Raw genomic sequence first — 22,950 nt, 5'->3', positions numbered from 1 at the left:
AGCACGATGAAGTTCGGGATATTATGCCCACTGGCGGTGTGGCGTGAGGGTGAGCCGCTCGATCTCGGCACGCCCAAGGCGCGGGTGCTGCTGGCCGTCCTGCTGTGCCAGGCGGGTAAGCCTGTCTCGGAAGATCAACTGGCCGTGGCACTGTGGGGGGACACCCCGCCGAAGAGCGCCACCAAGAACGTGCAGACCTACGTCCACCGGCTCCGGCGGCACCTGGGCGACCCGGCTCGCGTCGTGCGGCAGGGGTCCGGCTATCTGGTGCCGGTGGCCCGGGACGAGCTGGACGCGGCGAAATTCGAGAGCCTGGCGGGCTCAGGGCTGGCGGCGGAGGCCGCCGGCGAGCCGGAGGAAGCGACCCAGCGCCTGCACGAGGCGCTGGGGCTCTGGCGCGGGCCCGCGTTCGCCGGCATGGCCGACGTCCCGACGCTGGCCGCGGAGGCCGCGCGGCTGGACGAGGTCCGCCTGTCGGTCCTGCAGTCGCGGATCGCCGCGGACCTGAGACTGGGACGCCACGCCGGGCTGTTGGGCGAGCTGACCGCGCTCACCAGCGAATACCCCCTGCGGGAGCGGCTGCGCGCGCAGCTGATGCTGGCGCTGTACCGCTGTGGCCGGCGGGCGGACGCGCTGGCCGAATACACGCGTGCCCGCAAGACCCTGATCGAGGAGACCGGTCTGGACCCGGCCGAAGAGCTGCACGACATGCATCAGAGAATTCTCACGGAGGACCCCTCGCTCGACCTCGTTCCGCGCGCCGTGGCGACGATCACGGGCTCCCTGGCGCCCGAGCTCCGAGCGGCCCCCACCCCTGCCGAGTTGCCGCCGGACATCGCGGAGTTCACGGGCAGGGACGGCGAGGTGGCGGGCCTCACCGAGGTCCTCACCAAGCCACGGCCGGGCACCGTGGCCATGGCCAGCATCGCGGGTATGGGGGGTCTGGGCAAGACCACGCTCGCCGTGCACGTCGCGCACCGGATCGCGGGTCGCTTTCCCGACGGCCAGCTCTATGCGGACCTGCGCGGCGCCTCCGACCCTGCCCGCCCTGAGGACGTGCTCAGCCGGTTCCTGTTCGCGCTGGGCGTCAGCGCCACCCGCATCCCCGAATCCCTGGAGGAACGCGTGGCGTTCTTCCGGAGCTGCCTGGCCGGACGGAGGATCCTCATCCTGCTGGACAACGTCGCAGGGGAGGAGCAGGTACGGCCGCTGCTGCCCGGGGCCCCCGGCACGGCCGTGCTCCTCACCGGACGGGTCCGGCTGGTCGGTCTCGAGGGCGCGAGCCTGCTGGAGCTCGACGTCCTGCCGTCGGCCCAGGCCATGGACCTGCTGAGAAGGATCGTCGGCGACGAACGCGTCCAGGACGACCCGGACGCGGCGCTGGAGATCACCCGGCTGTGCGGCCGGATCCCGCTGGCGGTCCGCATCTCGGCGGCCAGGCTCCTCGGCAGGAGGCAGTGGAGTCTGTCCCACCTCGCCGGCGTCCTCGGGGAGGAACGGCACCGGCTGGACGAACTCGTGGCGGGCGACCTCGACATCCGCGCGGGATTCGAGATGAGCTACCGTACGCTTCCCGCGGGCGCGCAGCGGGCCTTCCGGCTGGCCGGGCTGCTCGACGCGCCCGACTTCGCCCCGTGGGCGGTGGCGGCCCTTCTCGACGTGCCGGTGCGGCAGGCGGAACGCGAGATCGAAACCCTGGTCGACGCGCACCTGCTGAACCTCACCGGGACGGACGAGACGGGCAGGCTCAGGTACCGGTTCCACGACCTGATCCGGTTGTACGCGCGCGAGCGGGCGCAGCGCGAGGAGCCCGAACCCGAGCGCCAGGCCGCGCTCGGGCGGGCCCTGGGTGCGTGGCTGGCGCTGGCGGAGGTCGCGGCGGAGCACGTCCCGGGCCCCTGCTTCGCACCCATGCACAGCAGCGCGCCGCGCTGGCGGCTGCCCGCGGCGGTCTCCGGCCCGCTGCTGGCCGACCCGATGGCCTGGTTCGGCGCGGAGCACGCCGCGCTGATGGCGGGGGTCGCCCAAGCGTGCGAGGCACGACTGACCCAGCTCGCCTGGGACCTCGCGGGGTCCACCGAGACGTACCTCAACGTGCGCGGCCTGTACGACGGCTGGCAGCGCATGCACGAGCAGGCACTCGCGCTCTGCCGTGAGACCGGCGACAAGCGCGGCGAGGCCGTGCTGATGCGCGGCCTCCTGGAGGTCACCACCTGGAGCTCCCCGGCGGGCCCCGGACCGGCGATGACACGGATGCGGGCCGGCGCTTCGCAGCTCCTCGACCTGTTCACCATGCTGGACGATCCGGTCGGAATGACCGACGCCTTGGCGACCCTGGCCTGGAGCATGACGGCCGACGGGAACGGTGGTGCGCAGGCGCTCGCCCTGGCGGAGCGCGCCCTGCGGACGGCCGCCGACGCCGGCTACCTCGGCGGCCAGGCGCGGGCCTATCACGTGATGGCGATCATCCACGGCGAGGACGACCCCCAGGCGGCGCTCGCGGTCCTGGAGCAGGCGACGAAGGTCGCCGAGGCGCTCGGCAACGCTCACTACACCACGACGATCACCCAGTTCCTCGGCGCGGCCAAATCGTTCTGCGGTGACATCACGGGTGGCCAGGAACTGCTGGAGAGGTCCCTGGACATGGCACGGCGGTTGAACTACCGCTATCTGGAGACGTTCTCGCTGCTCTACCTCTCGAAGCTGTTCGTCGCGGTCGGCGACGAGCGGGCCAGGGAGACCGTCGAACTGACGCTGGCCCACAGCGAGGCCGGCAACTTCGGCCATTATCTCGCCGACGCGCTCAGCGTCCTCGGACAGCTGAACCTGGCCGAAGGAGACCCGCCCGCCGCCATCGCCACCCTCGAACGCTCGGTCCGGGTCTGGCGAACCCGCGGCTCGATCCCCTACCTGGCGCGGACGCTCCGCACCCTCGGCGACGCCCACGCCGCCGCCGGCGACCACCGCACGGCCAGGGCCGTGTGGGAAGAGGCGCGCGCACTGTTCCGCGGGATCGCGCACGAGAACGGCGTGAGAACGGTGGACGCCCGGCTCGCGCGTGCGGGGCGGTCAGGCCGTGATCGGGACGGCCCGGCATCGTGGCCGGCGGATCCGTGATGATGAGATCGAGATCGCCGTCGTGGAAGAGAGATCTTGCGGCGCCCGTGTGAACACCAGATCGTGGTGACGCACGGCGGCTCCCTGACATTCGTCGTGGCGTCCTGGATCAAGATGCCGATCGAGGCGGTCGGCCACGTCAGTTTCCGGGTGCCGTCCGGCAGCATCACCACGTTGCGCGAAGACGACTTCTTCCACAACCGCACGGTCGTCAACCTCGGCGACCCAGGCGCCGTTGGCACCTCACCATGCCCGCCGCGCTCGCGAGCGCGCCGGCCGCCGGGCGCGACGCCGAGCAGGTTGAGAAACGGCGAGGCAGGAACCCGTGACATGTGTTCCCAGCTCATCACCCGGGCAGGGAAAATCATTGGGCGAAGCTGCCTTACGGGCACTTCAATTCGGCTTTCGATCCCTTTCGCGGGAGACGGGGCTTCGTCCGGGCGGGCCAATCCCGGCTCCGGCCCGTGAACGTTTATGAGCGCGGCTCAGCATTCGTTCACGTCCGGCGTACGTCATCCGGCGTCCAGCCGACTCGTGGACGTGCGGTTGAGCGTCCGAAAAAAATTCATAACGCCCCGAACCTTCCTCCCCCGGTCGCTCTCTAACCCACATGTACGACGAACATAAAAAATAGACCCGGAAAGGCATTCACAGATGCGATCGAAGCTGGCCACCCTATTCCTTGCCACGCTCACCGCCGCCGGCTGCGTCCTCGCCGGCGCCTCGCCTGCCTCGGCGACGTCGCACTACGGTAAAAGCAAGTGGATCAGCGCCGAGAAGGGCTGGCAGCACGCGGGCGTCTACGTCGAACCCGGTGACATGGTGCGGATCCGCTACGCCGGCGGCCGCTGGACGGTCGACTACCGCGAGTTCCCCTACGTGTCCTCGGCCGGCTACGCCAGGCACATCGACCGCAGGATCTACCAGCGGTGCAAGATCCTCAGCAGGCACCCGCACGGCTCGATGATCGCGAGGATCAACGGTGACTACTACAGGGTCGGCAGCAGGGCCCTGATCCAGGCGCGTGAGGCAGGCTTCCTCCAGTTGCGCGTCAACGACGCCAACGGCTGCCTGGGCGACAACGACGGCTCCGTCCGCGTGAAGATCTCGGTCACCGACTACTGAAACCCGCCGGCGCAATGAGGCGAGACGTCGTCAACCGCCGGCCCGGCCACGGTCGACCGTGGCCGGGCCGGCCCGGGTCGGCCGGTGGGCGAACCATCCGCCGCGTGCGCGCGTCCCATCGATCATGAGCGCGCTGCTGGGCGAGGACCCGCACACGATCGGCGGCTACTGGCTGGCCGGCCGCCTGGGGCAGGGGGGCCAGGGCGTCGTTTACGAGGCTTACGACGGTGCGGGCGCCCGGGTGGCGCTCAAGCGCCTGCACGCGGACGGCGGCCGTCCGCAGCTCGACCGGTTCGCCCGGGAGGTCGAGGCCGCGCGGAGGGTGGCCTCGTTCTGCACGGCTCGGGTCCTGGACGCCGACCTGGCGGGCCCGCGGCCGTACATCGTCAGCGAGTACGTCAGCGGGCCCAGCCTGCGCGCAGCCGTACGGGATGGGCGATCGTTCGCGGGGGATGACCTGCACCGGCTGGCCACGGCGATCGCTACCGCGCTGGCCGCCGTTCACGAGGCGGGGGTGATCCACCGCGACCTGAAGCCCGACAACGTCCTGCTCGGTCCGGACGGCCCACGCGTGATCGACTTCGGCATCGCGCGTACCGAGGAGATGTCGCTGACGTCCACCGGGCTCATCGCCGGCACGCCTGCCTACATGGCGCCCGAGTCGTTCAGCGGGCGGCGGGTGGGCGCGCCGGGCGACGTGTTCGCGTGGGGCGCCGTGGTGCTCTTCGCCGCGCAGGGAAGGGACGCCTTCGCCGGGGACAACGCCGCCGCGGTGATCCACCGGGTCCTGTCGGCCGTACCCGACGTGGGCGGGCTGCCGCCCGTGCTGCGCCCGCTGGTGGCGGCGGCGCTGGCCAAGGAGCCGGAGTCGCGGCCGACGGCCCGGGAGTTGCTGCTCGCCCTGGTCAGCGGGAACGGCGAGGCGGCCGGGCTGTTGCGCGCGGGCAGCGAGCGGGCGCGGCAGATCGCCTCGGACGAGGGCCGGGACCCGGGGCTGGGGACGATCGCGGAGGAGGCCTACGCCGCGCTCCCGGAGGCGCAGCGGCGACTGGTGCCCGGAGTGTTCCTACGGCTGCTCACCCTGGACGAGTACGACGTGGAGATCACCCGCCCGGTGCCCGTGGCCGAGCTGGATTACGGCGGGCAGGACCTGAAGGAGATCCTCGGGGCGTTCTCCTACGTGCTTTCCGAGCGTGACGGCCAGATGGTCCTGACACGCCCCGCAGTCCTGCGCGCGTGGCCTCGCCTGCGCGGTTGGGTCAGCGAGGAGAAGGCGGGCCTGGCGGTCGTCGCGCAGCTCGGCCAGGCCGCCCGCCACTGGGACGACAGCGGTCGCGGCGACGGCGACCTGCTGCGCGGCAGCCGGCTGCAGGCTGTCGAGAGCTGGGCCGACTCCGAGCGCCGCCATATGACGCTCACCAGGCTGGAGCGTGACTTCCTCGACTCCAGCCGCCGGGCGCTGGTCCGGTCCAGGAGGGTACGGCGAGGCGCGATGGTCACGCTTGTCACGTTGCTCGTCGTCGCTCTCGCCGGCGCGGCCTCGGCCGTGTACGCCGCGAGCGAAGCCAACAGCGAGCGGCAGCGGGCGGAGGCGCAGAAGCGGCAGGCGTTGTCCAGGCAACTGGCGACGCAGAGCGTCCGGCTCGTCGGCACCGAGCCGACGGTCGGTCACCTGCTGGCGGTCACGGCCTGGCGGCTGGCGCCGACCAAGGAGGCCCGCCACAGCCTCCGTAACGCGCTCGCCGAGCCCGCCGTCTTCACCCGGCCCGGCCCGGCGGTCGCGCTGGCCTTCAGCCCTGACGGCAGAATCCTCGCGACCAACGGGGACGAGGGCGTGGTGACACTCCGGGACCCTGTCACACACCGCCCGACCGGCTCCCTGGCGGGCCAGAGGCAGATGGTCACCGAGGTGGCGTTCAGCGGCGACGGCCGGCTCGTCGCGGCGGCGGCCGAGGATGTGCGGATCTGGGACGTCGCCACGCGCGAGCAGGTCGGGGAGCCGCTCCGGGGCGGCGAGACCGTCGCGTTCAGCCCGGACGGCAAGCTCCTGGCCACGGGCGGCGACAGGGTGCGGTTGTGGGACGTGGCCACGCGCGAACAGGTCGGTGACGCGCTCCCCGGAGCCGGCGCCATCGCCTTCAGCCCGGACGGCAAGCTCCTGGCGACCCACTCCTCCCGCGACATCGAGGCCCGGGTCTGGGAGGTCGCCTCGCGCAGGCAGGTCGCCTCGCTCGAAGCGCACATGTCCCCCGCCGGCACCAGCCACGTCGCCTTCAGCCCTGACGGGAAGCTGCTGGTCACCGGTAGCCACGCGTTGCGCCTGTGGAACGTCGCCACGTGGCGGCCGATCGGCGAGCCGCTCATGAACAGGCAGATCGCCGGCATCCGCGTGGCCTTCAGCCCGGACGGCGCAGTCCTGGCGGCCACGAGCGACGGCGGACGGGCCCGGCTCTGGGATGTGGCCACGCGCCAGGAGCTCGGTCCCGAACTCGCCAGTCACACGATCGCCCTGCACAGCGTGGCTTTCAGCCCTGACGGGAAACTGCTGGCCACCGGCGGCATCGACGGGCTGTGGCTGTGGAGCCCGTTCACCCACCGGCAGCTGGGACCCCACCTGCCCACGGCGGGCACCACCGCGCGCGCCGCGACGTTCGGCAGGGACGGGCGGAGCATCCTGACCTCCGACGCGCGGCAGGTCAGGCTCTGGGACCTCGGCTCACGAACGCCCATCTTCACCATCAAGCCGGGGCACGACATCAACACCGTGGTGGCGAGCCCCGACGGTGGCACGCTGGCGATCGGGCTGGAGTCCGAGCTGACCTGGTGGGACGTCGCCGGCCGACGCCAGGTGAGCTCGGTGGGAACCCCCCGGCACGTCATCGGGCCGGGGGCCTACAGCCCGGACGGGCGGGTCCTGGCCATCGCGCTCGCACCGGACCCGCGGACCGGTGCGAAGCCCGAGGTGTGGCTCTTCGACGGGCGCACCCATCGCCGGATCGGCCGGATCGTCCACACCGAGCACATCAGTCAGCTGGTCATCAGCCCCGACAGCAGATACCTGACCGTGGTGGACATCGGGGAGAACGCCCAGCTGTGGGAGTTGTCCACCCAGGTCAAGGTCGGCCCGCCCATCAGCAGGGCGAGAGGCGTCGCCTTCTCCCCGGACGTCAGGACCCTGGCCGTGGCCGGCACCGCGGGAACGCGGCTGATCGACCTGGCCTCCCGCAAGCAGCTCGGCCGGGACATGGGCGGGCACTCCGGCGTGATCACCGCGGTGGCCTTCAGCGCCGACGGCGCCACCCTCGCCACCGCGAGCGACGACAAGAGCGTCCGGCTGTGGGACGTGGCCACGCACGAACAGGTCGGCGCCGCTCTTCCCGGCCGCAGCAGGGTCTCCCAGGTGGAGTTCGGCGACGGCGTGCTGGCCACGGTGAACGATGACGACACGTTCCGGGTGTGGGGCGTGGCCGAACCCGCGGACCTGGTGGCCGCCGCCTGCGCTCGCGCCGGACGTACGCTCAGCGCCCAGGAATGGGAGCAGTACCTGCCCGGCGAGCCATTCCAGACGGTGTGCGTCCCGTCCTGAGCCGGATCCGCTGACGGGTGGTGCACTCGCATTCGGCCAGGTGCATACCGAAAACATACCGAGGGTTGCTTCAATTCGATGGAACGCCGAAGGCCGAACTCGTTCTCGGCCCACCAGAAAGGTTCCTCAATTGCGTGTCGCCCTTCTACGGGCGCGGGCGCCCGGGCCGAGAGCCCTGTCGGCCATGCTTTGACGCGCCGGGTGTGATGAGCCCTCCGGCAGACTCCCGCCCCGCAAATAGTAAAAACGTCTCTTCGGCCGGCAACCCTCTTTCAACACCACTTCCCTGCCGGGAAATGCCCGGAGGCACCGACGACGGTTCGCTCGACGGGGGTTCAATGATCAGAGTTGGAATTCTGGATACCTCACCGATCTTCCTGGCCGGTCTCGTCGAGGTCCTCTCCGACGCGGGCATCAAGGTTCTCGACGCGGGCACCTCGCCCACCACCCGCATGCCCCGGCCGGCGGACGCGTATCTCCTCGACCCCGATGCCCTGCCCTCCGGACAGGTGCTCTCCCACATCGCGGCGCTCGCCAGGCATATGCCGATCATCGTGATGCAGTCGGGGGAGGCGCTGGACCACGCGTCGTTCACCGACGCGGGAGTGAGCCTGTTCATCAGCAGATCAGCGTCCAAGGAGGTCTTCATCGATGCGATACACCAAGCGGTGGCGGGCACCGTCCCCCATGACGAGGGCGGCACGCCCGCGGCCCTTTCCACCGCGACGAGTCCGCCGTTGTCCGAGCGTGAGAAGCAGGTACTGCGCCAGATCTCGCAAGGCCTGACCCACGGCCAGATCGCCACCCGGCTGGGGATCAGCCAGCACACCGTCGACACCTATGTGAAACGCATCCGTACCAAGCTCGGCGCGGGAAACAAGGCCGAGCTCACCAAGGCTGCGCTGCTCGGTCAGGTGGTGGCTGGCGAATGACGTCCGTCCCGAAGCCCGGGCCCCTCCGAGCGCCGTCGGCCGGAAGCGAAGCCGATGTCCGATCCCCTGCCGTCGAGGCCGGTCACCTCACGGCGCACCGCCGCGGCGCGGCCAGTCACCTGTTTACGTGACATGTCCTGCCGACGGCGACCATCGACTATGGCCTGTGAGTTGTAACGTCACGCACGACGGCTTGGGAGGACCTGTGGGCGGCGCCGAGCCGGCTGGCGCTCGGACGGAGCGCCCCGCACGGCTCGGGCCAGACGTCGTGAGCGCGGCACGTCGTACGCAGAGGAGAACCGGACCGATGGCGGAACGAGGTTCCAGCGCCAACCTGATGAACGTGAGCCTGGCCGTCATTGGCGGGACCGGCCTTTACCAGCTACTCGAGAACGCGGAGGAGGTCCGCCAGGAAACCCCGTACGGTTTCCCCAGCGCGACCATCCAGGTCGGCGAGCTCGGCGGCAGGCGAGTCGCCTTCCTCCCGCGTCACGGCGTCGACCACACGCTCCTGCCCGCGGAGATTCCCTTCCGCGCGAACCTCTGGGCGCTGCACGCCCTGGGCGCGCGCCAGGTGGTGGCGGTCAACGCCGTCGGCAGCCTGAGAACGCCCCTCAGGCGTGGGGACATGGTCCTCGTGGATCAGTTCGTCGACCGCACCTGGGGACGGCCCGACACCTTCTCCGGCGACGGTGAGGTCGTCTATATCAGCGCGGCCGATCCGTTCTGCGAGCGAATGCGCCGCACGGCCCACGGGAGGCTGGTCGAGCTGCGGGAGCGGGTCCACCCCGACGGAACGGTGGTGGTGATCCAGGGCCCGAGGTTCTCCTCCCGGGCGGAGAGCACCTGGTTCTCGAAGCAGGGCTGGGATGTGGTGAACATGACCATCTACCCGGAGGTCGTGCTGGCGCGTGAGCTGCAGATGTGTTATCTCAGCCTCTGCTACGTCACCGACCACGACGCTTGCGTCGGTGACTCGGCCACCGAGCCCGTGTCGCATCACGCGGTCACCGCGGAGTTCGGCCGCGGGCTCGACCGCATCCGCCATGCCCTGAAGGTGCTCGCGCCCGGCCTCGCCGACGATCCCTCCTGCGGCTGCCGATCGGCCGTCTCCTCCGCGACCGCGTGAGCCACCATCCTCCCGGAAGGCGTCCCATGTCATCGGCTGCTGCCGGTCCTCCGTCGTCGACCACTCTCAACGCTCTGCAAGCCGCGGTGCGGGCTCTCAGGGAGCGGCATGGAATGCAGGTTCCCGCCGGTGCCGCCCTGCTGGACGCCTGCGCCGAACTGGGCGAGCTGGCAGGCGCCTACCTGAAACATCACGACTACCGGTTGGACGCGCCTGCCGGGCCGCACGACCAGCTGCCCGCCGACGTCCGCGCGGAGTACGGGGACGTGCTCTTCGCCGTCCTGAGCTTCGCCGCGGCGGCCGGCATCGACGCCGAGCGAGAGCTCCTACAGACCTTGTCCCGATACGAGATCCGGTTCGGTAGCTGACCCGATTGGGGTTGCCTTGGGGGATTACCACGTCCATCTTCATCCGCACATACCTCGGCCGGAGAGCCCACCTCCCGGGGTTTATCCCAAAGAGCACGTCGAGGCGTACGTTGAGCAGGCGCTCGCCCGCGGCGCCACCGAGGTGGGTTTCACCGAGCACCTGCACCGGTTCGCCGACTTCGAGCCGGCCATAGCGAACTTCTGGGAGACCGGCGAGTCCGGGGATCTGGTGGCGCACTCGCGGCAGTACTACTACGACGATCTCAACCTCCGTCTCGATCGTTACGTGAGCGCGGTGACCGCCGCCCGCGAGCGTGGCCTGCCGGTGCTGCTGGGGCTGGAGGTCGACTTCCTCCCGGCATATCAGGACGTGATCGGCGAGGCGCTGCGGCGATATCCCTTCGACTTCCTCATCGGGTCGGTCCACTGGATCGGCGCCTGGTCGGTCGATCACCCGGCGGTCGCTCACGAGTTCGAGCGGCGAGGCGTCCGGCGAGCATACGAGGACTACTTCGGGCTGGTCACCGAACTGGCGGAGTCACGTTCGGTGAACGTGCTGGCGCATCCCGATGTCGTCAAGAAGTTCGGGCATCGATGCGTGGAGGAACCCCTCGACCTCTATGAGCGGCTCGTCCGGGCGGCGAGCCGGAACGAGATCGCGATGGAGGTGTCCAGCGCCGGACTGCGCTACGAGGTCGCGGAGCCGTATCCGGCGCCGTCCCTGCTGCGCATGGCCCACGCGGCCGGCGTGCCGATCACCCTGGCGAGTGACGCCCACTACCCGGACCAAGCGGCGTACCGGTACAGGGAGCTCGTCCAGTATGTGTGGGACGCCGGATACCGCCACCGGGTCGCCTTCAGGACGGGCGGCGTGCGGGAGGTCGTCGCGCTGCCCGACCCGTACGAGGCCGAGCGCTGGCCGCTGGAACGGGACGACGGCGTATGAACCGCTCCGGAGTAGCGATCACAGGAGGCGGTGGCCGCCTGGGCGGCGAACTGGGCAGAAGACTGAGTGCGGCCGGGTACGCGGTGACACTGATCGACACCTCCTTTCCTGCGTGGTTGCACGGACTGTCGCTCGGCGTCCGGATGGTCGAGTTGGACCTGCTGTCCACGCGAGCGCAGAGCGTGCTGCGCCGTGCCCTGGAGGGGAGCCGGGTGGTCCTGCATCTCGCGGGACTGCACGGACTGCACCTACGGCAGGGCATGCGGATTCCCGACATCTGGCGCTCGAACGTGGAGGGGACCTGGCAGGTGTGCGCCGCGTCCATGGCGGTAGGGGTCGAGCGGGTGGTGCTGGCCAGCACCACCGCACTGTACGGCCCCGGCAGCCTGCCCGGCGAGCACGCCATGATCCTGGACGAGCAGCGGGCTCCCATGCCGGACAACCCGTACGCCACGGCGAAGCTCGCGGCCGAATCGATCATGGCCTCCACCGTGGGCTCGGCGGCGGAAGGCGTGTCCCTGCGTCTGGGACGCTTCTACCGCGAGGACGAGAGCTCTTACCAGCTGCGGAAACTGTCCACCGGGCTCGATCTGGAGGACGCGGCCGACGCGTTCGTCGCCGTCTGCGAGGCGGCCCGGCTGCCCTGCGGCGTCTACTGCGTGGCCAGCGATCTGCCACTGCCCACTGAGGCGAGGCTCGCGTTGGGCAAGGACTGCAGGGGAGTCCTCAAGCAGCATCTGCCCGGGTTCGTCGACGAGGTCGCCCGGCGGGGGTGGTCGTTGCCGCCGCGGGTCGGACGATCGGTTGATTCCAGCAAATTGCAGTCCATGACCCGATACAGGCCGCGCAGGAGTCTGGCCACGCTGGCCACGAAGTGGCGTGCCGAGATGAGGAGCGTGAGGTGAACCCGTTGCACCCGGACAAGCCGAAGACGGCAGAGGAACTGGCGGTCTTCGGCGGAGAGCCCGTCATAGCACCACCGCACCGTTTCACCTGGCCCCGGCTGTCGGACGCCGACAAGGCGGCGGTGCTGTCCTTGCTGGAGAAGGGGGAGACCTCCTACTACGGCCGAGAAGGGGTGTTGACCGACCTGGAGGATTTCTGGTCCGGCCGGTTACAGGGGCGGCGCGTCCTGGGCACGTCCTCCGGCACGGCGGCCTTGCACTCCGCGTTCTTCGCGCTGGGCACGGCGCCAGGCGACGAGGTGCTCTGCCCCACCAACACCTTCCTGGCGACGGTCATGCCGTTGGTCCAGCTCGGGGCGACACCGGTCCTCTGCGACGCGGAACCCGACACGGGGAACATCGACCCCGCCGCGGTCGCCGCCGCGATCACCCCGCGGACGGCCGGGATCGTCGTGACCCACCTCTGGGGCCATCCCTGTGACATGACGCCGATCTTGGAGCTGGCCCGCCGGCACGGTCTGTGGGTGGTGGAGGACTGCTCCCACGCGCACGGCGCCTCCTACCACGGGGACGAGGTCGGCACGTTCGGCGACGCGGCGGCCTTCAGCTTCCAGGGCGCGAAGATCGTGTACGCGGGCCAGGGCGGCCTGCTGGCGTCGAAGGACCAGGAGACACACGAACGCGCGTGCCTGCTCGGTCACTTCCGCGTGCGATGCGAGCAGGACATCGAAAGCTCGCTCGGCCGCTATTCCGGCACGGGCTTCGGGCTGAACTACCGTATGCATCCGTTCGCCGCCGCCCTGGCGATGGAGAGCTCCCTGGCCATGGAGACGCGCATCGCCGACCGCGCCCGGCTGCTCGGCAGGCTCGCCGCCGGCCTGGCCTCCATCCCGGGGCTCATACCGCCTGCCACGCGGCCCGGCTGCGATCGGGGGGCGTACTACGGGTTCAAGCTCCGGCTGTCAGGCCAATGGCTGGAGGCCGGAGCGGAGCAGGTGGCCAGAGCGCTGGCCTGCGAAGGGCTCGACGTGCATCCGCCCGGCTCGCGGCCGCTGCATCTGCTGCCGTTCTTCACCGACGGCAGCGTGCCGCTCCGCCGCGCGGCTCCGCCGATCCGGATGCCGGAGTACAAACGCGGCGACTTCCCGGTGGCCGAGGAGTTGTGGCGTACCTCGCTCAGCCTGCCGACCTTCACCTTCTCCGACGAGGAGCACTGGGTGGACCGCTACTGCGAGGCGTTCGAGAAGGTCGCTCGGCACCTGCCGAGGATCGCGTCCCGCGCAGAGCTCTGATATGGACCTCTCTCCCGATGGCGGGTTCCTGCCGCTCGATCTCCTCGTCTCCCAATGGCACCTCGACGCCTACGCCCTGGTCGAGTCGTTACGCCCGAGCTTCGGCGGCACGCGCGTGTTCTACGGCGGAGGGCTCGCCGACGACCTGGGCCGCGCCGACGGGCCGGTGGAGCTGGTGGCCCTCGCCGAGCGGGCGGAGGAGATGACCGAGCCGGCCATCGACTCCCAGGGCCTGATCCACCGCCCGGTCCGGCTGTCCGTCCTGGTCATGCCCACGTGGCAGTTGCGCGCCTGGGAGGAGCCGCTCAGGAGCCTGCTCACCCACCCGGGCGGGCCGTTGCCGCCCGTGTCGCCTGAGATCGCCAGGGCCATGCACGCCCTGCATGGTCAACGCGATCTCCAGCCCGGATCGCCATTGTTCGCGCAGGAACTGGAAGAGGCGCACATCGAGTTGTGGCCGCTGTTCACGGCGGCTCATGCGGTGCAGGAGCTGGGCGGGGCGAACGGCCGCCCGGCGGGACGCGAGCGCCTGTCCTTGCTGGTACGCGCCCTGCTGGGCGCATGGGACTGCTGCAATCCTCAGCCGGAGTTACAGGTTCCGCTCTTCGAGAGGGCGGCGGCTCGACGTGGGATACCACCCGCCGTGCGGGCGGCGGTGCGGCAGGCGTTGACCGGCCGCTCGCCGGACCCCGACGTGTGCTCCGCCCTGCGCGTCCTGGAGGAGATCGGCGCTGCCGATCCCGTGCTCGGACTCACCGGAAGAAAGCCGATCGCCCATCCGCGGCACCTTCAGAGAGAGACCTGATCGAATGGGTTCCACAGGCGACATGAAGCTGCTCTCCGGAAGGTTGCGCGAAGCCGGATTCGACGTCGATTCGCTGGAGGTCGCGGCGGGCGGAGTGGTCGCCGTGGCGGGAATGGCGAAGCTGCGGGACGGTGCCCGGATATTCGCCAAAACGTTGCGGGGCGACGGATCCGACGTCTTCCAGGTGGAGTCGGAGGGCCTGCGGGCGCTCGGGGAACTCGGCGGGGTTCCCACTCCCGCAGTCGTCAAGGTCACCCCGCACCTTCTCGTGCTCGAACCGATGCACCCCCGACGCGATGGCGAGCCGTTCTGGGAACAGCTCGCGCGTACGGTGGCCGGGCTGCATCGCTCGACGGTAGGCACCCGGTTCGGCTGGCACCGCGACGGCTGGCTGGGCAGGATGCGTCAGGAGAACGCCTGGGATATGGACGGGCATGCGTTCTTCGCCCAGCGGCGCATCCTCCGCTGGCTTCCCGAGCCGTTGGCGGAGAGCGCCTTCGACCGTGACGACCGCCGGGCGATCGAGCGTCTTTGCGCCGCGCTGCCGGAGCTGATCCCGCCGCAACCGCCGTCGCTCAACCACGGCGACCTGTGGCGGGAGAACATTCTCGCCGATCCGCACGGAAACCCCGTCCTGATCGATCCGGCAGTGTCCTACACCTGGCCGGAGTCCGATCTCAGCATGCTCTGGTGCTCGCCGCGCCCGCCCGAATCGCAGCGGTTCTTCACCGTGTACGCCGAGGAGGCCGGACTGGCCGACGGTTGGCGCGACCGCATGCCGGTGCTGCACCTGCGCGAGCTCCTGAGCGTCGTCGCCCACGGAGACGACGACTGGGGCGCGGTCGCGGAGATCAGAAAGATCGTCGCGCCTTTCAGCCGCAACACGAGGAAGGGTTGACCCGATGTCCACGCAGACCGCCACGAAGGTGGCATTGATCGGGTGCGGGTTCGCCGCCGACTACTACGTGACCACGATGGCGAACCACCCCGAGCTGTCCATCGGCGGGGTGTTCGACCGCGACGTGGAACGCGCGAAGGTCTTCAGCTCCCACCACGGGTTGCCTCTCTACACGTGCGTCGAGGAGTTGCTGGCGGAGGAGGACATCAAGGTCGTGGTGAACCTCACGAGCCCGGAGAGTCACTTCGACGTCAGCAGGGCCGCGATGCTGGCCGGCAAGCACGTCTACTCGGAGAAGCCGCTCGCCATGACCGCTGCGGAAGGAGCCGAGCTGGTCCGGCTGTCGGAGGAGCGCGAGCTCGTGCTGAGCGCGGCGCCCTGCAACCTGCTCGGAGAGACGGCGCAGACGGTCTGGCGGGCCGTGCGGCGAGGCGAGATCGGCCGGCCGCAACTCGTGTACGCGTCCATGGACGACGGCGCGATCCACCGGATGCGCTATCGGACGTGGCGCAGCCCGTCCGGCGCGCCGTGGCCCTACCGCAGTGAGTTCAGCACCGGCTGCGTGCTCGAACACTCCGGCTACTACCTGAACCTGCTCATCGCCATGTTCGGCCAGGTGACACGGGTCAGCTCGTTCGCGACGAACATCGTGCGGAACGTGCCGCAGGTCGACGCGGCCGCTCCTGACTTCGTCAGCGGTTGCCTGCATTTCGACAGCGGCGTGGTCGCCCGCCTCACGTGCAGCATCGTCGCGCCCGCCGACCATTCGCTGCTCGTGGTCGGCGACGAAGGCGCGCTGACGATCCAGGACGCGTGGGATTTCGGCTCCCCCGTGCACCTTCGCCGTGACGTGCTTCCTGAGCGGCGCCGGCTGTCGGAGCCCGCACCGTATCCGCTGGTGCGGGAGTGCGAGTTCGCCCATCGTTACCGTGGTTCCCATGTCATGGACTTCTCGCGCGGCGTCGCGGAGGTCGCGCATGCCGCGGCCGAGGGACGTCCGTCCCGGCTGCCGGCCCGGCACGCGTTGCACGCGCTGGAGGTGATGTTCGCCATGATGGACGGCGGAGAGCGTCAGTTCGCCGGGATCGGGCTCGATCCGATAGAGCCGATGCCGTGGGCGATGGAGGAGTAGCCGGGTGCCGGACCGCATGACGAGGTGAGCGCGCCGCCGAACTGCAGGGCGTGCCTCGTCAACGCGTCGAGCGCCTGTTCGAGCCCGGGCATGTGCTGCGGCGGAACGAACCTGCGCAAGGCGCCCGCGCCCATCGTCCCGACCGCACGTCGGGCGGCTCTGGAATTGGGCGAGATCGTCGTCGTCCCTGTCAGCTCGGCGATGCGCAGGCCGTGTGCCACTCCGGTCAGCCACAGCTGGTGGAGAAGGATGGGGCTGATGCGCTCGCGAAGCAGCTCCTCGGCCTCCAGGCCCGCCATCGTCTCGCCGAAAGCCTCGGCGAGGCGATCGCGGTGCACCCCCCGCGCCGCGAACACGCGCAGGGCCGGCACCCGGTGCCACTCCGCGGCTCCCTCGGGGGCGCGGACACAGAAGTGTGCGCTGCCCTCCGTCCAGGAGAAGTAGGGGATGAAGTCGATGTCGCTCATCGAATCGCCCTGGGCGAAAAGGGACAGTTCCGCGGCGTCGGGCCCGTCGGCGAAATAGCAGACCGAGGAGCGCACCCCCATCTCGTTGTTGCCCACCAGGCTGGGCACGTCCTGATGCTCGAGCAGATTGGGAACGCACGCGTGACACTCGATCCCGGCCCTGTCGAGATAGGTGAGCAGCGCCATGTCGTCGGGCTCGCCCTCGGCTTCCGCGCGGGCCAGGTGCGCGTCCGCCGACCGTGCCACCCCGGCGGGGAGGACGAGCCCCTGGGAAGGCACGTAGGTGTCGGTCACCTGCGCCCAGGCGCGACCTGTAAGCGCGGCGATCCGCAGTCCGTGGGAGGTTCGCGATCCCCATTCGGTGAAGAGGCTGATGGCGTCGCGCGGACGGGCGGAGATCACGCTGTGCAGCGCGGAGGAGAAGCCACGGCACAGCTCGACGTCGTCCTGGAGCACCAGATGATGTGTGGCGGCCGGCAGGACAGCCGACCAGGCGGCCCGCGCGGTACGAAAGGAGCCGGGAGGGCCGTCCGGTCGCGGATCGAGCACGATCCTCATGCCGAGCTCGGGACACGCGCCGGCGAGCCGCTCGGCCAGCGGAAGGCGGTCCCGGTGTGTCATGACGACCACTGACAGGCGGATGCCGTCGTGCTCGGCTCTCGTACCGGACCTGGCTTTCCCGTTCATGTTCAACCCTCGCGGACTCGGTGGTGCATGGACACGATCTCCCGCCTGCGCCGAGGTGCGGCCGGCACGACGGCGGGCAGCCGTCACACGCCAGGCCGGGGCAGGAACGGTCAGCCTCGGCGAGCCGTCAGCTCCTCGTAGAGGATCGCGGTGTGCCTGGCGCAGTTGTCGACGCTGTTGTGGCACCGGACGATCTCGCGCAGCCGGGCCGACTCGGCCGCGTACGCCGCCTGATCCGACAGCACGTCGCGGATTTTCGCTGCCAGGCCGGCCCCCGTCGCGTCGGAGGCCAGGAGCGGCGAGTGGCGGCCGAAGATCTCCCGGAAGCCCTCGTTCGGCGCGGCGACGGTGACGCGTCCGGCGAGTATCGCCTCCAGTGCCGCGAGGCCGAACCCTTCGTACTCGGCCGGCTGAACCACGAGATGGCTGCGCGCGACGATGCTCCTGCGGCCCGCGTCGTCGACGTCCGGCAGCACCGTGACGTGGTCGTCGAGCTCCGCTTCCGCTATCGCGTTCACGACCGTGTCGTAGTAGTCCTTCGAGGACGCGTCATACCGCCCGACCAGGGCACATCGCACGTCCAGACCTTCCTCGCGCAACCTCCGCACGGCATCGACCAGGGCCAACTGGTTCTTCCTCGGCTTGAACCTGCCCACCGAGACGATCTGGAGGGGAGCGTCGGTAAGGCGCGGGGCAGCTGGTTCCTGAGGTTCGACGTCGAGCCCGTAGGGGACGAAGCTGATCCTCCTGCGCTCGACTCCCGAGGCCAGCGCCTGGCGCAGGAAGAACTCGCTGCCGACGATCACCTTGGCGATCTCCGGGAACGTGTGCAGGACCTGGGACCGGGATCTGCCGAGCCTGTCGTCGAAGGGCAGCGTCTCGTGCGAGGTCACCAGCAGCGGCACCGACAGCTCTCTGGCGAGCACCGCACCGATCAGGTACGCGCCCTGCCCCTGGGCGTGCACGACGTCGGCATCCCCATGGCCGTGCGCGCGAAGGCGCTCCAGACACCGCCCGACGTCGTCGAGCAACTCGAACAAGCCGACCTCCCAGCGAACGACCTCCCGGGACGCCGGGTCCTGGAGACCGAACGCCGTCGTGCGAGCGATCATCACCTTGTTGTGGATCTCGAAGGGCGCCTGATCGGCGTATCCACGGTCGGTGATCACCCCCACGCCGTGCCCCAGGCGCGCGAGCCCTTCGGCCAGAGACCTCGTGTGCGTTTCGGCTCCCCCGACGTACGGATGGTAGAGCGGGGACACCATCAGGACATTCACGAAGCCGGTCCACCTCATCACTGTTGTTCCGCCGGGACGGTCCTCCGCGACAGCCGCGACCACCGGATGGCTCGCAGGACGTTGTGTCTCTACCTATAAGGCGGACGGATCGGCCCGGGCAGTCCCTGGTTTACGTGACATGCCGCCGCACGCCCCGGACGCCGACAATCGTCGGGCGAGGACGCGCCCACCCCGTTCCTCCCAGGCGGTTGCGCCGCACGCTCACCGGTAGGCCCGTGCCTGCATGCCGTACAGCTCCGCGTACAGACCGCCCTCGCGGATGAGGGCGGCGTGGTCGCCGCTTTCGACGATGCGCCCGCCGGAGACCACGACGATGAGATCGGCCATCCGCACGGTGGAGAACCGGTGCGAGACCAGCAGGGTGATCCCGCCGTCGGCGGCGGTGCGCGCCGCCTGAGCCGCGTAGCACTCGAACAGGGCGTGCTCGGCTTCGGGGTCCAACGCCGAGGTGGGCTCGTCGAGGATCCGCAGCAAGGGGCGTTCGCGCATGAGGGCGCGCCCCAGGGCGAGCTTCTGCCACTGGCCGCCGGAGAGCTCGACGCCGTCGGCGTGGCTCTTGCCGAGCCGGGTGCCCAACCCGCCGGGAAGTTGGGGGATCACGTCGCCGGCGCGGGCGCGGTCGAGCGCGGCCAGCACCGCCTCTTCGGAGTCCATACGGGGCAGATCACCCACTCCGACCGTCTGGTGGGCGGTGAACTCGTACCGGGCGAAGTCCTGGAACCCGACGGCTATCCGGGTGCGCCACGCCTCCAGCGCGATGCGATCCAGAGGGGTGCCGTCAACGAGGATCTGCCCTTCGGCGGGCGGGTAGAGCCCGCACAACACCTTGATGAGGCTGGTCTTCCCCGCGCCGTTCTCGCCGACGACGGCGACCGTGGCGGAGGCAGGGAGATGGAGATCCACCTCGCGTAACACCAGGGCGCCCTGGTAGGCGAGGGACACTCCACGCAGGGTGATCCCGCGCGTCAGCCGTCGCGGCGGGGGAGCGGGGGAGAACCCGCCGGGCCTCTCCGGGGCGGGAGCGATCGCCTGACGCAGTTCGGCCAGCCGCCGGTCCACCCCGGAGAGCCGCTGGACGTCGGGCGCCAGCGCGACGACCTGCGCCACCTGGCTGTTCACCTGGGCGGCCAGCGTGACGACCAGAGCCATGTCGCCGACCGTGCTCCGTCCGGCGACGGTCTCGCGGACCATCACCACCACCGCCGCGACGTATCCGGCGGCGAACACCAGTTGACCGGCGGCCCGCAGCAGGGCACCGCGCCAGTGTGCCTGCCACAGGCGGGCGGTCGTACCGTCCCACAGCAGCGCGTGGCGTCGCCGTATCTCGCCGCCCAACCGGAGAACGCTCAGTTCCTTGGCCGAGCCGGCGTTCGTGGCGAGGCGGAACAGGTTCAGGGCGAGCCGGGTCGGCGCCGCGCCGGCCTTGCGTGCGCGGTCCATCCTCTGCTCGGCACGGCGGCCCGCCAGCAGCGGCGGTATCGATACCAGGGGCAGCAGGAGGAGCAGCGGATGCAGCGCCACCAGCAGGACGGTGGTGAGCGCCATGCCCGTGGCCAGCCCGGCCAGGGACAGCAGGGCCTGCAGCGCGTTGCGGGTCTGCTGGACCTCCTGCTCCACGATGGTGAACCGGTCAGCGTGCGCGGGGTCCTCGTGTGCCTGTAAGCCGGGGGACCCGTTGACCAGAGTGATCAGCTCTTCGTCGTAACGCAGCAGATTCAGCTCGGCGAGTTCGAAGTACGCGAGATGGGCGAAGTGCGCCAAGGTGAGAGCCGCGACGAGCAGCACCGCGATCAGCAGGCCCGCGACCACCGCCTCGGTGACCCGGCCGTGTTGTGCCGAGTCGATCAGCCGGCGCAGGCAGGCCGCGGCGAGCGGCATGGCGGCACCGCCGACCAGCATCAATCCCGTCGCCGTGGCGGTTCTGCTGCGGCTCTGCCGCCACGACAGGCCGAGCAACCGGATCGCGGCCATCGGCAGATCCCTCACGTCGGCACCCCCGAACCGCCGAACGGCCGGCGGGCGGGACCGTCGGTGTACCGAGCCGCCTGCAGCCGGAAGAGATCGGCGTACCGGCCGCCCCGGCGGAGCAGCTCCCGGTGGGAGCCCTCCTCGCCCACCCGGCCGTTCTCCAGCACCACGATGTGATCGGCGCGGCGGACCGTGGAGAACCGGTGCGAGATCATGACGGTCGTCGCGCCGCTGGTGAGCCGGACGAACTCGTCGAAGAAACGTGCCTCGGCGCGCACGTCGAGGCTCGCTGTCGGCTCGTCGAGCACCAGCACGCCGCCGCCATGCCGCAGGCCGAAGAGCGCGCGGGCCAGCGCCACCCGTTGCCACTGCCCGCCGGACAGATCGGTGCCGTCGACGATGTGCGGGGTGAGCGGGGTGTCGAGCCCGCCAGGCAGCGCATCGAGCGTGCCGAGAATGCCGGCCTGCCCGGCGGCGTCGCGTACGGCTTCGCGGGCGTGGGCGTGGCGTACGGAGCCGAAAGCGATGTTCTCGGCGGCGGTGGCCTCGTACCGGATGTAGTCCTGGAAGACGACCGAGATCCGGGCTCGCCAGGCCTCCACGGGGAAGCGCCGGATGTCGACGCCGTCTACCGTGATCACGCCTCCGTCCGGTTCGTACAGCCGGGTGAGCAGCTTGACCAGCGTGGTCTTCCCCGCGCCGTTCAACCCGACGATCGCGGTGCACTTCCCCGCGCGGATGCGCAGGTTCAGGTCCCGGAAGACCGGCCGCTCACTGCCCCGGTACCGGAAGGACACCTCGGAGAAACGGATGTCCTCCCGCGGAGCGGGCGGGTCAGCGATCCGGTCCGGCGGATCCGTCCGTTCGTTGACGTCGTACGCGGCGGCCCCTCGCTCGTAGGCCCGCACCGCCTCATGGGTGCGCGCCCCGCCGATCGTCTGCATGTCGGCCTCGGGGGAGAATGCGCCGAGGCGCAGCCCGGTGAGCACCGCCTGGACGATCAGCACCAGGGTCGCCACGGTCAGCCCCCGGGCAGCGGCCACGGCCGCCGAGGCCATCACCGCCGCGGTGACGAGCAGGCCCACCAGGGTGTAGCGCAGATACGGCCAGAGCAGCGATCGGCGCCGCTCCCGCCACACAGGCCCCAGCCAGGCGAGGTACGCCCGGCGGTGGCGATCCCGCAACCATGCCAGCAGGCCGAACACCCGGATCTCCTTGGCTGCGGTGGCCCGCAGGGCCAGCTCGCGCAGGTACCGGCTCTCGCGCCGCAGGGCCGCCTGGGCCAGCAGTGTGCCGGTGAACGAGCGCAGCCCGCTCAGCATGGCGTGCCGGAAGGCCAGGACGGTGACCAGCACCCCTGTGGCGGCCACCCACGAGTAGCCCACGCCGATGACGATGGCGAATCCGGCCAGCTGCACGTTACGGCCGGCCAGGTGCAGCAGCCCCGCGGCCGCCCGGCCAGGGGTGTGCACCCCTTGTTCCAGCTCGTACCCGGCCATGCTCAGGTGCTCCAGCAACCGCTGGTCCTCCAGCGGACCGATCCCCCGGCTGTGCAGGGACGCGGCGATCAGCCGGTCGAACGCCTCGCCGTCGATCCGGCGGGCGACGAGCTCCGACAGCGCGTTCTGCGCCGGTGCGAGAGCCTGCTGTACGGTGAACGCGGCGGACGCCAGCAGGAAGCCGGCGACCACCGACGGCCATCGGGCCGGATCCACCCGCGCCTGCGCCACCTCGCCCAGCAACAGGCTGCCGGCCAGGACGAAGACCACCGGCAGGACACCGAGCAGCACGGCGCACGAGGCCGTCGCCAGCACCGCGGCCCATCCCGCCCGGGGAAGCAGCCGCGCGATCCGCCAGTGCGCGGCGGCGATGGCACGGGCGGCGGGGAAGATGCCGCCGGCCGCGCACGAAGTCGACAAGCCGTGCGACGACCGCCCCATGTGCTCTCGTCCTTTCCGGAGAACGGGAAGTAGTGGGTCCCGGCCCGTCGGCCGCCTGGTTTTTTGCTCGGGCAGCGGTGTGCATTTCACACCCCGCGCAATTTATGGGATACCCGATCGGCGAACGCCGAAGGTGGGAAATGTCGGATACCCGACACCCGTGTGGCGATTCTCCTTTGCGCTGCACTTGGATGGTGGCCATTCCGGCTCATTGATGGGAGGAACCGCATGGGTTCGGTTCGCGTGGCCATTGTCGGTGTCGGCAACTGCGCGTCGTCGCTGGTCCAGGGCGTTCACTACTACAAGGACGCCGACCCGGACGTACGGGTCCCGGGCCTGATGCACGTGAAGTTCG

The 22,950-nt window shown here is 70.4% G+C and carries 17 protein-coding genes and 1 pseudogene; 14 read left to right on the top strand and 4 right to left on the bottom strand.

The features are described from left to right. Positions 1 to 6 precede the first annotated feature (6 nt). The 13 genes from E1292_RS31685 (at position 7) to E1292_RS31625 (ending at position 16,235) form a co-directional block, all read left to right on the top strand. Positions 7 to 3,117 (top strand): AfsR/SARP family transcriptional regulator, encoded by a 3,111-nt coding sequence (locus E1292_RS31685; RefSeq protein ID WP_132599547.1) that lies wholly within the window; start codon positions 7 to 9, stop codon positions 3,115 to 3,117. A 63-nt stretch (positions 3,118 to 3,180) separates the two neighbouring features. Further along, complete coding sequence (locus E1292_RS52940) at positions 3,181 to 3,585, top strand: hypothetical protein (RefSeq protein WP_220447151.1); 405 nt, start codon at positions 3,181 to 3,183, stop codon at positions 3,583 to 3,585. A gap of 186 nt (positions 3,586 to 3,771) precedes the next feature. Further along, positions 3,772 to 4,242, top strand: coding sequence for a hypothetical protein (locus tag E1292_RS31675; RefSeq protein WP_132599545.1), 471 nt, complete (start codon positions 3,772 to 3,774; stop codon positions 4,240 to 4,242). A 124-nt stretch (positions 4,243 to 4,366) separates the two neighbouring features. Further along, positions 4,367 to 7,828 (top strand): protein kinase domain-containing protein, encoded by a 3,462-nt coding sequence (locus E1292_RS31670; RefSeq protein WP_165974842.1) that lies wholly within the window; start codon positions 4,367 to 4,369, stop codon positions 7,826 to 7,828. 338 nt (positions 7,829 to 8,166) lie between these two features. After that, positions 8,167 to 8,760, top strand: a complete 594-nt coding sequence (locus E1292_RS31665; RefSeq protein ID WP_165974841.1) for a helix-turn-helix transcriptional regulator — start codon at positions 8,167 to 8,169, stop codon at positions 8,758 to 8,760. 307 nt (positions 8,761 to 9,067) lie between these two features. Beyond that, on the top strand, positions 9,068 to 9,889 hold the full coding sequence (locus tag E1292_RS31660; protein ID WP_132599539.1) for an MTAP family purine nucleoside phosphorylase: 822 nt from the start codon (positions 9,068 to 9,070) through the stop codon (positions 9,887 to 9,889). A 113-nt stretch (positions 9,890 to 10,002) separates the two neighbouring features. Continuing rightward, positions 10,003 to 10,257, top strand: coding sequence for a hypothetical protein (locus tag E1292_RS31655; protein ID WP_132599537.1), 255 nt, complete (start codon positions 10,003 to 10,005; stop codon positions 10,255 to 10,257). A gap of 16 nt (positions 10,258 to 10,273) precedes the next feature. Continuing rightward, positions 10,274 to 11,203, top strand: a complete 930-nt coding sequence (locus tag E1292_RS31650; protein WP_165974840.1) for a histidinol-phosphatase — start codon at positions 10,274 to 10,276, stop codon at positions 11,201 to 11,203. Beyond that, on the top strand, positions 11,200 to 12,108 hold the full coding sequence (locus E1292_RS31645; protein WP_132599533.1) for an NAD-dependent epimerase/dehydratase family protein: 909 nt from the start codon (positions 11,200 to 11,202) through the stop codon (positions 12,106 to 12,108). Before E1292_RS31650 ends, E1292_RS31645 begins: the two co-directional genes overlap by 4 nt. Continuing rightward, a complete protein-coding gene (locus E1292_RS31640; RefSeq protein WP_165974839.1) occupies positions 12,105 to 13,400 on the top strand; it encodes a DegT/DnrJ/EryC1/StrS family aminotransferase in 1,296 nt (431 codons plus the stop codon). Before E1292_RS31645 ends, E1292_RS31640 begins: the two co-directional genes overlap by 4 nt. A 1-nt stretch (position 13,401) precedes the next feature. Then, positions 13,402 to 14,205, top strand: coding sequence for a hypothetical protein (locus E1292_RS31635; protein ID WP_132599529.1), 804 nt, complete (start codon positions 13,402 to 13,404; stop codon positions 14,203 to 14,205). Between the two features lie 22 nt (positions 14,206 to 14,227). After that, the gene (locus E1292_RS31630) at positions 14,228 to 15,103 is read left to right on the top strand and encodes a fructosamine kinase family protein (protein ID WP_220447150.1); all 876 of its coding nucleotides are present in this window, start codon (positions 14,228 to 14,230) and stop codon (positions 15,101 to 15,103) included. A 4-nt stretch (positions 15,104 to 15,107) separates the two neighbouring features. Beyond that, the gene (locus E1292_RS31625; protein WP_132599525.1) at positions 15,108 to 16,235 is read left to right on the top strand and encodes a Gfo/Idh/MocA family protein; all 1,128 of its coding nucleotides are present in this window, start codon (positions 15,108 to 15,110) and stop codon (positions 16,233 to 16,235) included. Here E1292_RS31625 and E1292_RS31620 read toward each other — a convergent pair. The 4 genes from E1292_RS31620 to E1292_RS31605 all read right to left on the bottom strand — a co-directional run bounded on the left by E1292_RS31620 (position 16,175) and on the right by E1292_RS31605 (position 22,595). After that, positions 16,175 to 17,389: a hypothetical protein gene (locus E1292_RS31620; RefSeq protein WP_132599523.1), complete on the bottom strand. Its 1,215-nt coding sequence runs from the start codon at positions 17,387 to 17,389 to the stop codon at positions 16,175 to 16,177. The genes E1292_RS31625 and E1292_RS31620 overlap by 61 nt on opposite strands. Before the next feature lie 110 nt (positions 17,390 to 17,499). Next, positions 17,500 to 18,666, bottom strand: a complete 1,167-nt coding sequence (locus E1292_RS31615) for a glycosyltransferase family 4 protein (RefSeq protein WP_165974838.1) — start codon at positions 18,664 to 18,666, stop codon at positions 17,500 to 17,502. Between the two features lie 222 nt (positions 18,667 to 18,888). Next, on the bottom strand, positions 18,889 to 20,673 hold the full coding sequence (locus E1292_RS31610) for an ABC transporter ATP-binding protein (protein ID WP_132599519.1): 1,785 nt from the start codon (positions 20,671 to 20,673) through the stop codon (positions 18,889 to 18,891). Then, complete coding sequence (locus E1292_RS31605; protein WP_132599517.1) at positions 20,670 to 22,595, bottom strand: ABC transporter ATP-binding protein; 1,926 nt, start codon at positions 22,593 to 22,595, stop codon at positions 20,670 to 20,672. Before E1292_RS31605 ends, E1292_RS31610 begins: the two co-directional genes overlap by 4 nt. Before the next feature lie 228 nt (positions 22,596 to 22,823). Here E1292_RS31605 and E1292_RS54205 point away from each other — a divergent pair. After that, positions 22,824 to 22,950: pseudogene (locus tag E1292_RS54205) on the top strand (inositol-3-phosphate synthase); the annotation flags it as partial.

The sequence above is a fragment of the Nonomuraea deserti genome (assembly GCF_004348685.1).
Lineage (GTDB): Bacteria > Actinomycetota > Actinomycetes > Streptosporangiales > Streptosporangiaceae > Nonomuraea > Nonomuraea deserti.
The sequence above is the reverse complement of the archived record's forward strand: the minus strand, read 5'-3'. Positions and strand labels throughout refer to the sequence as shown.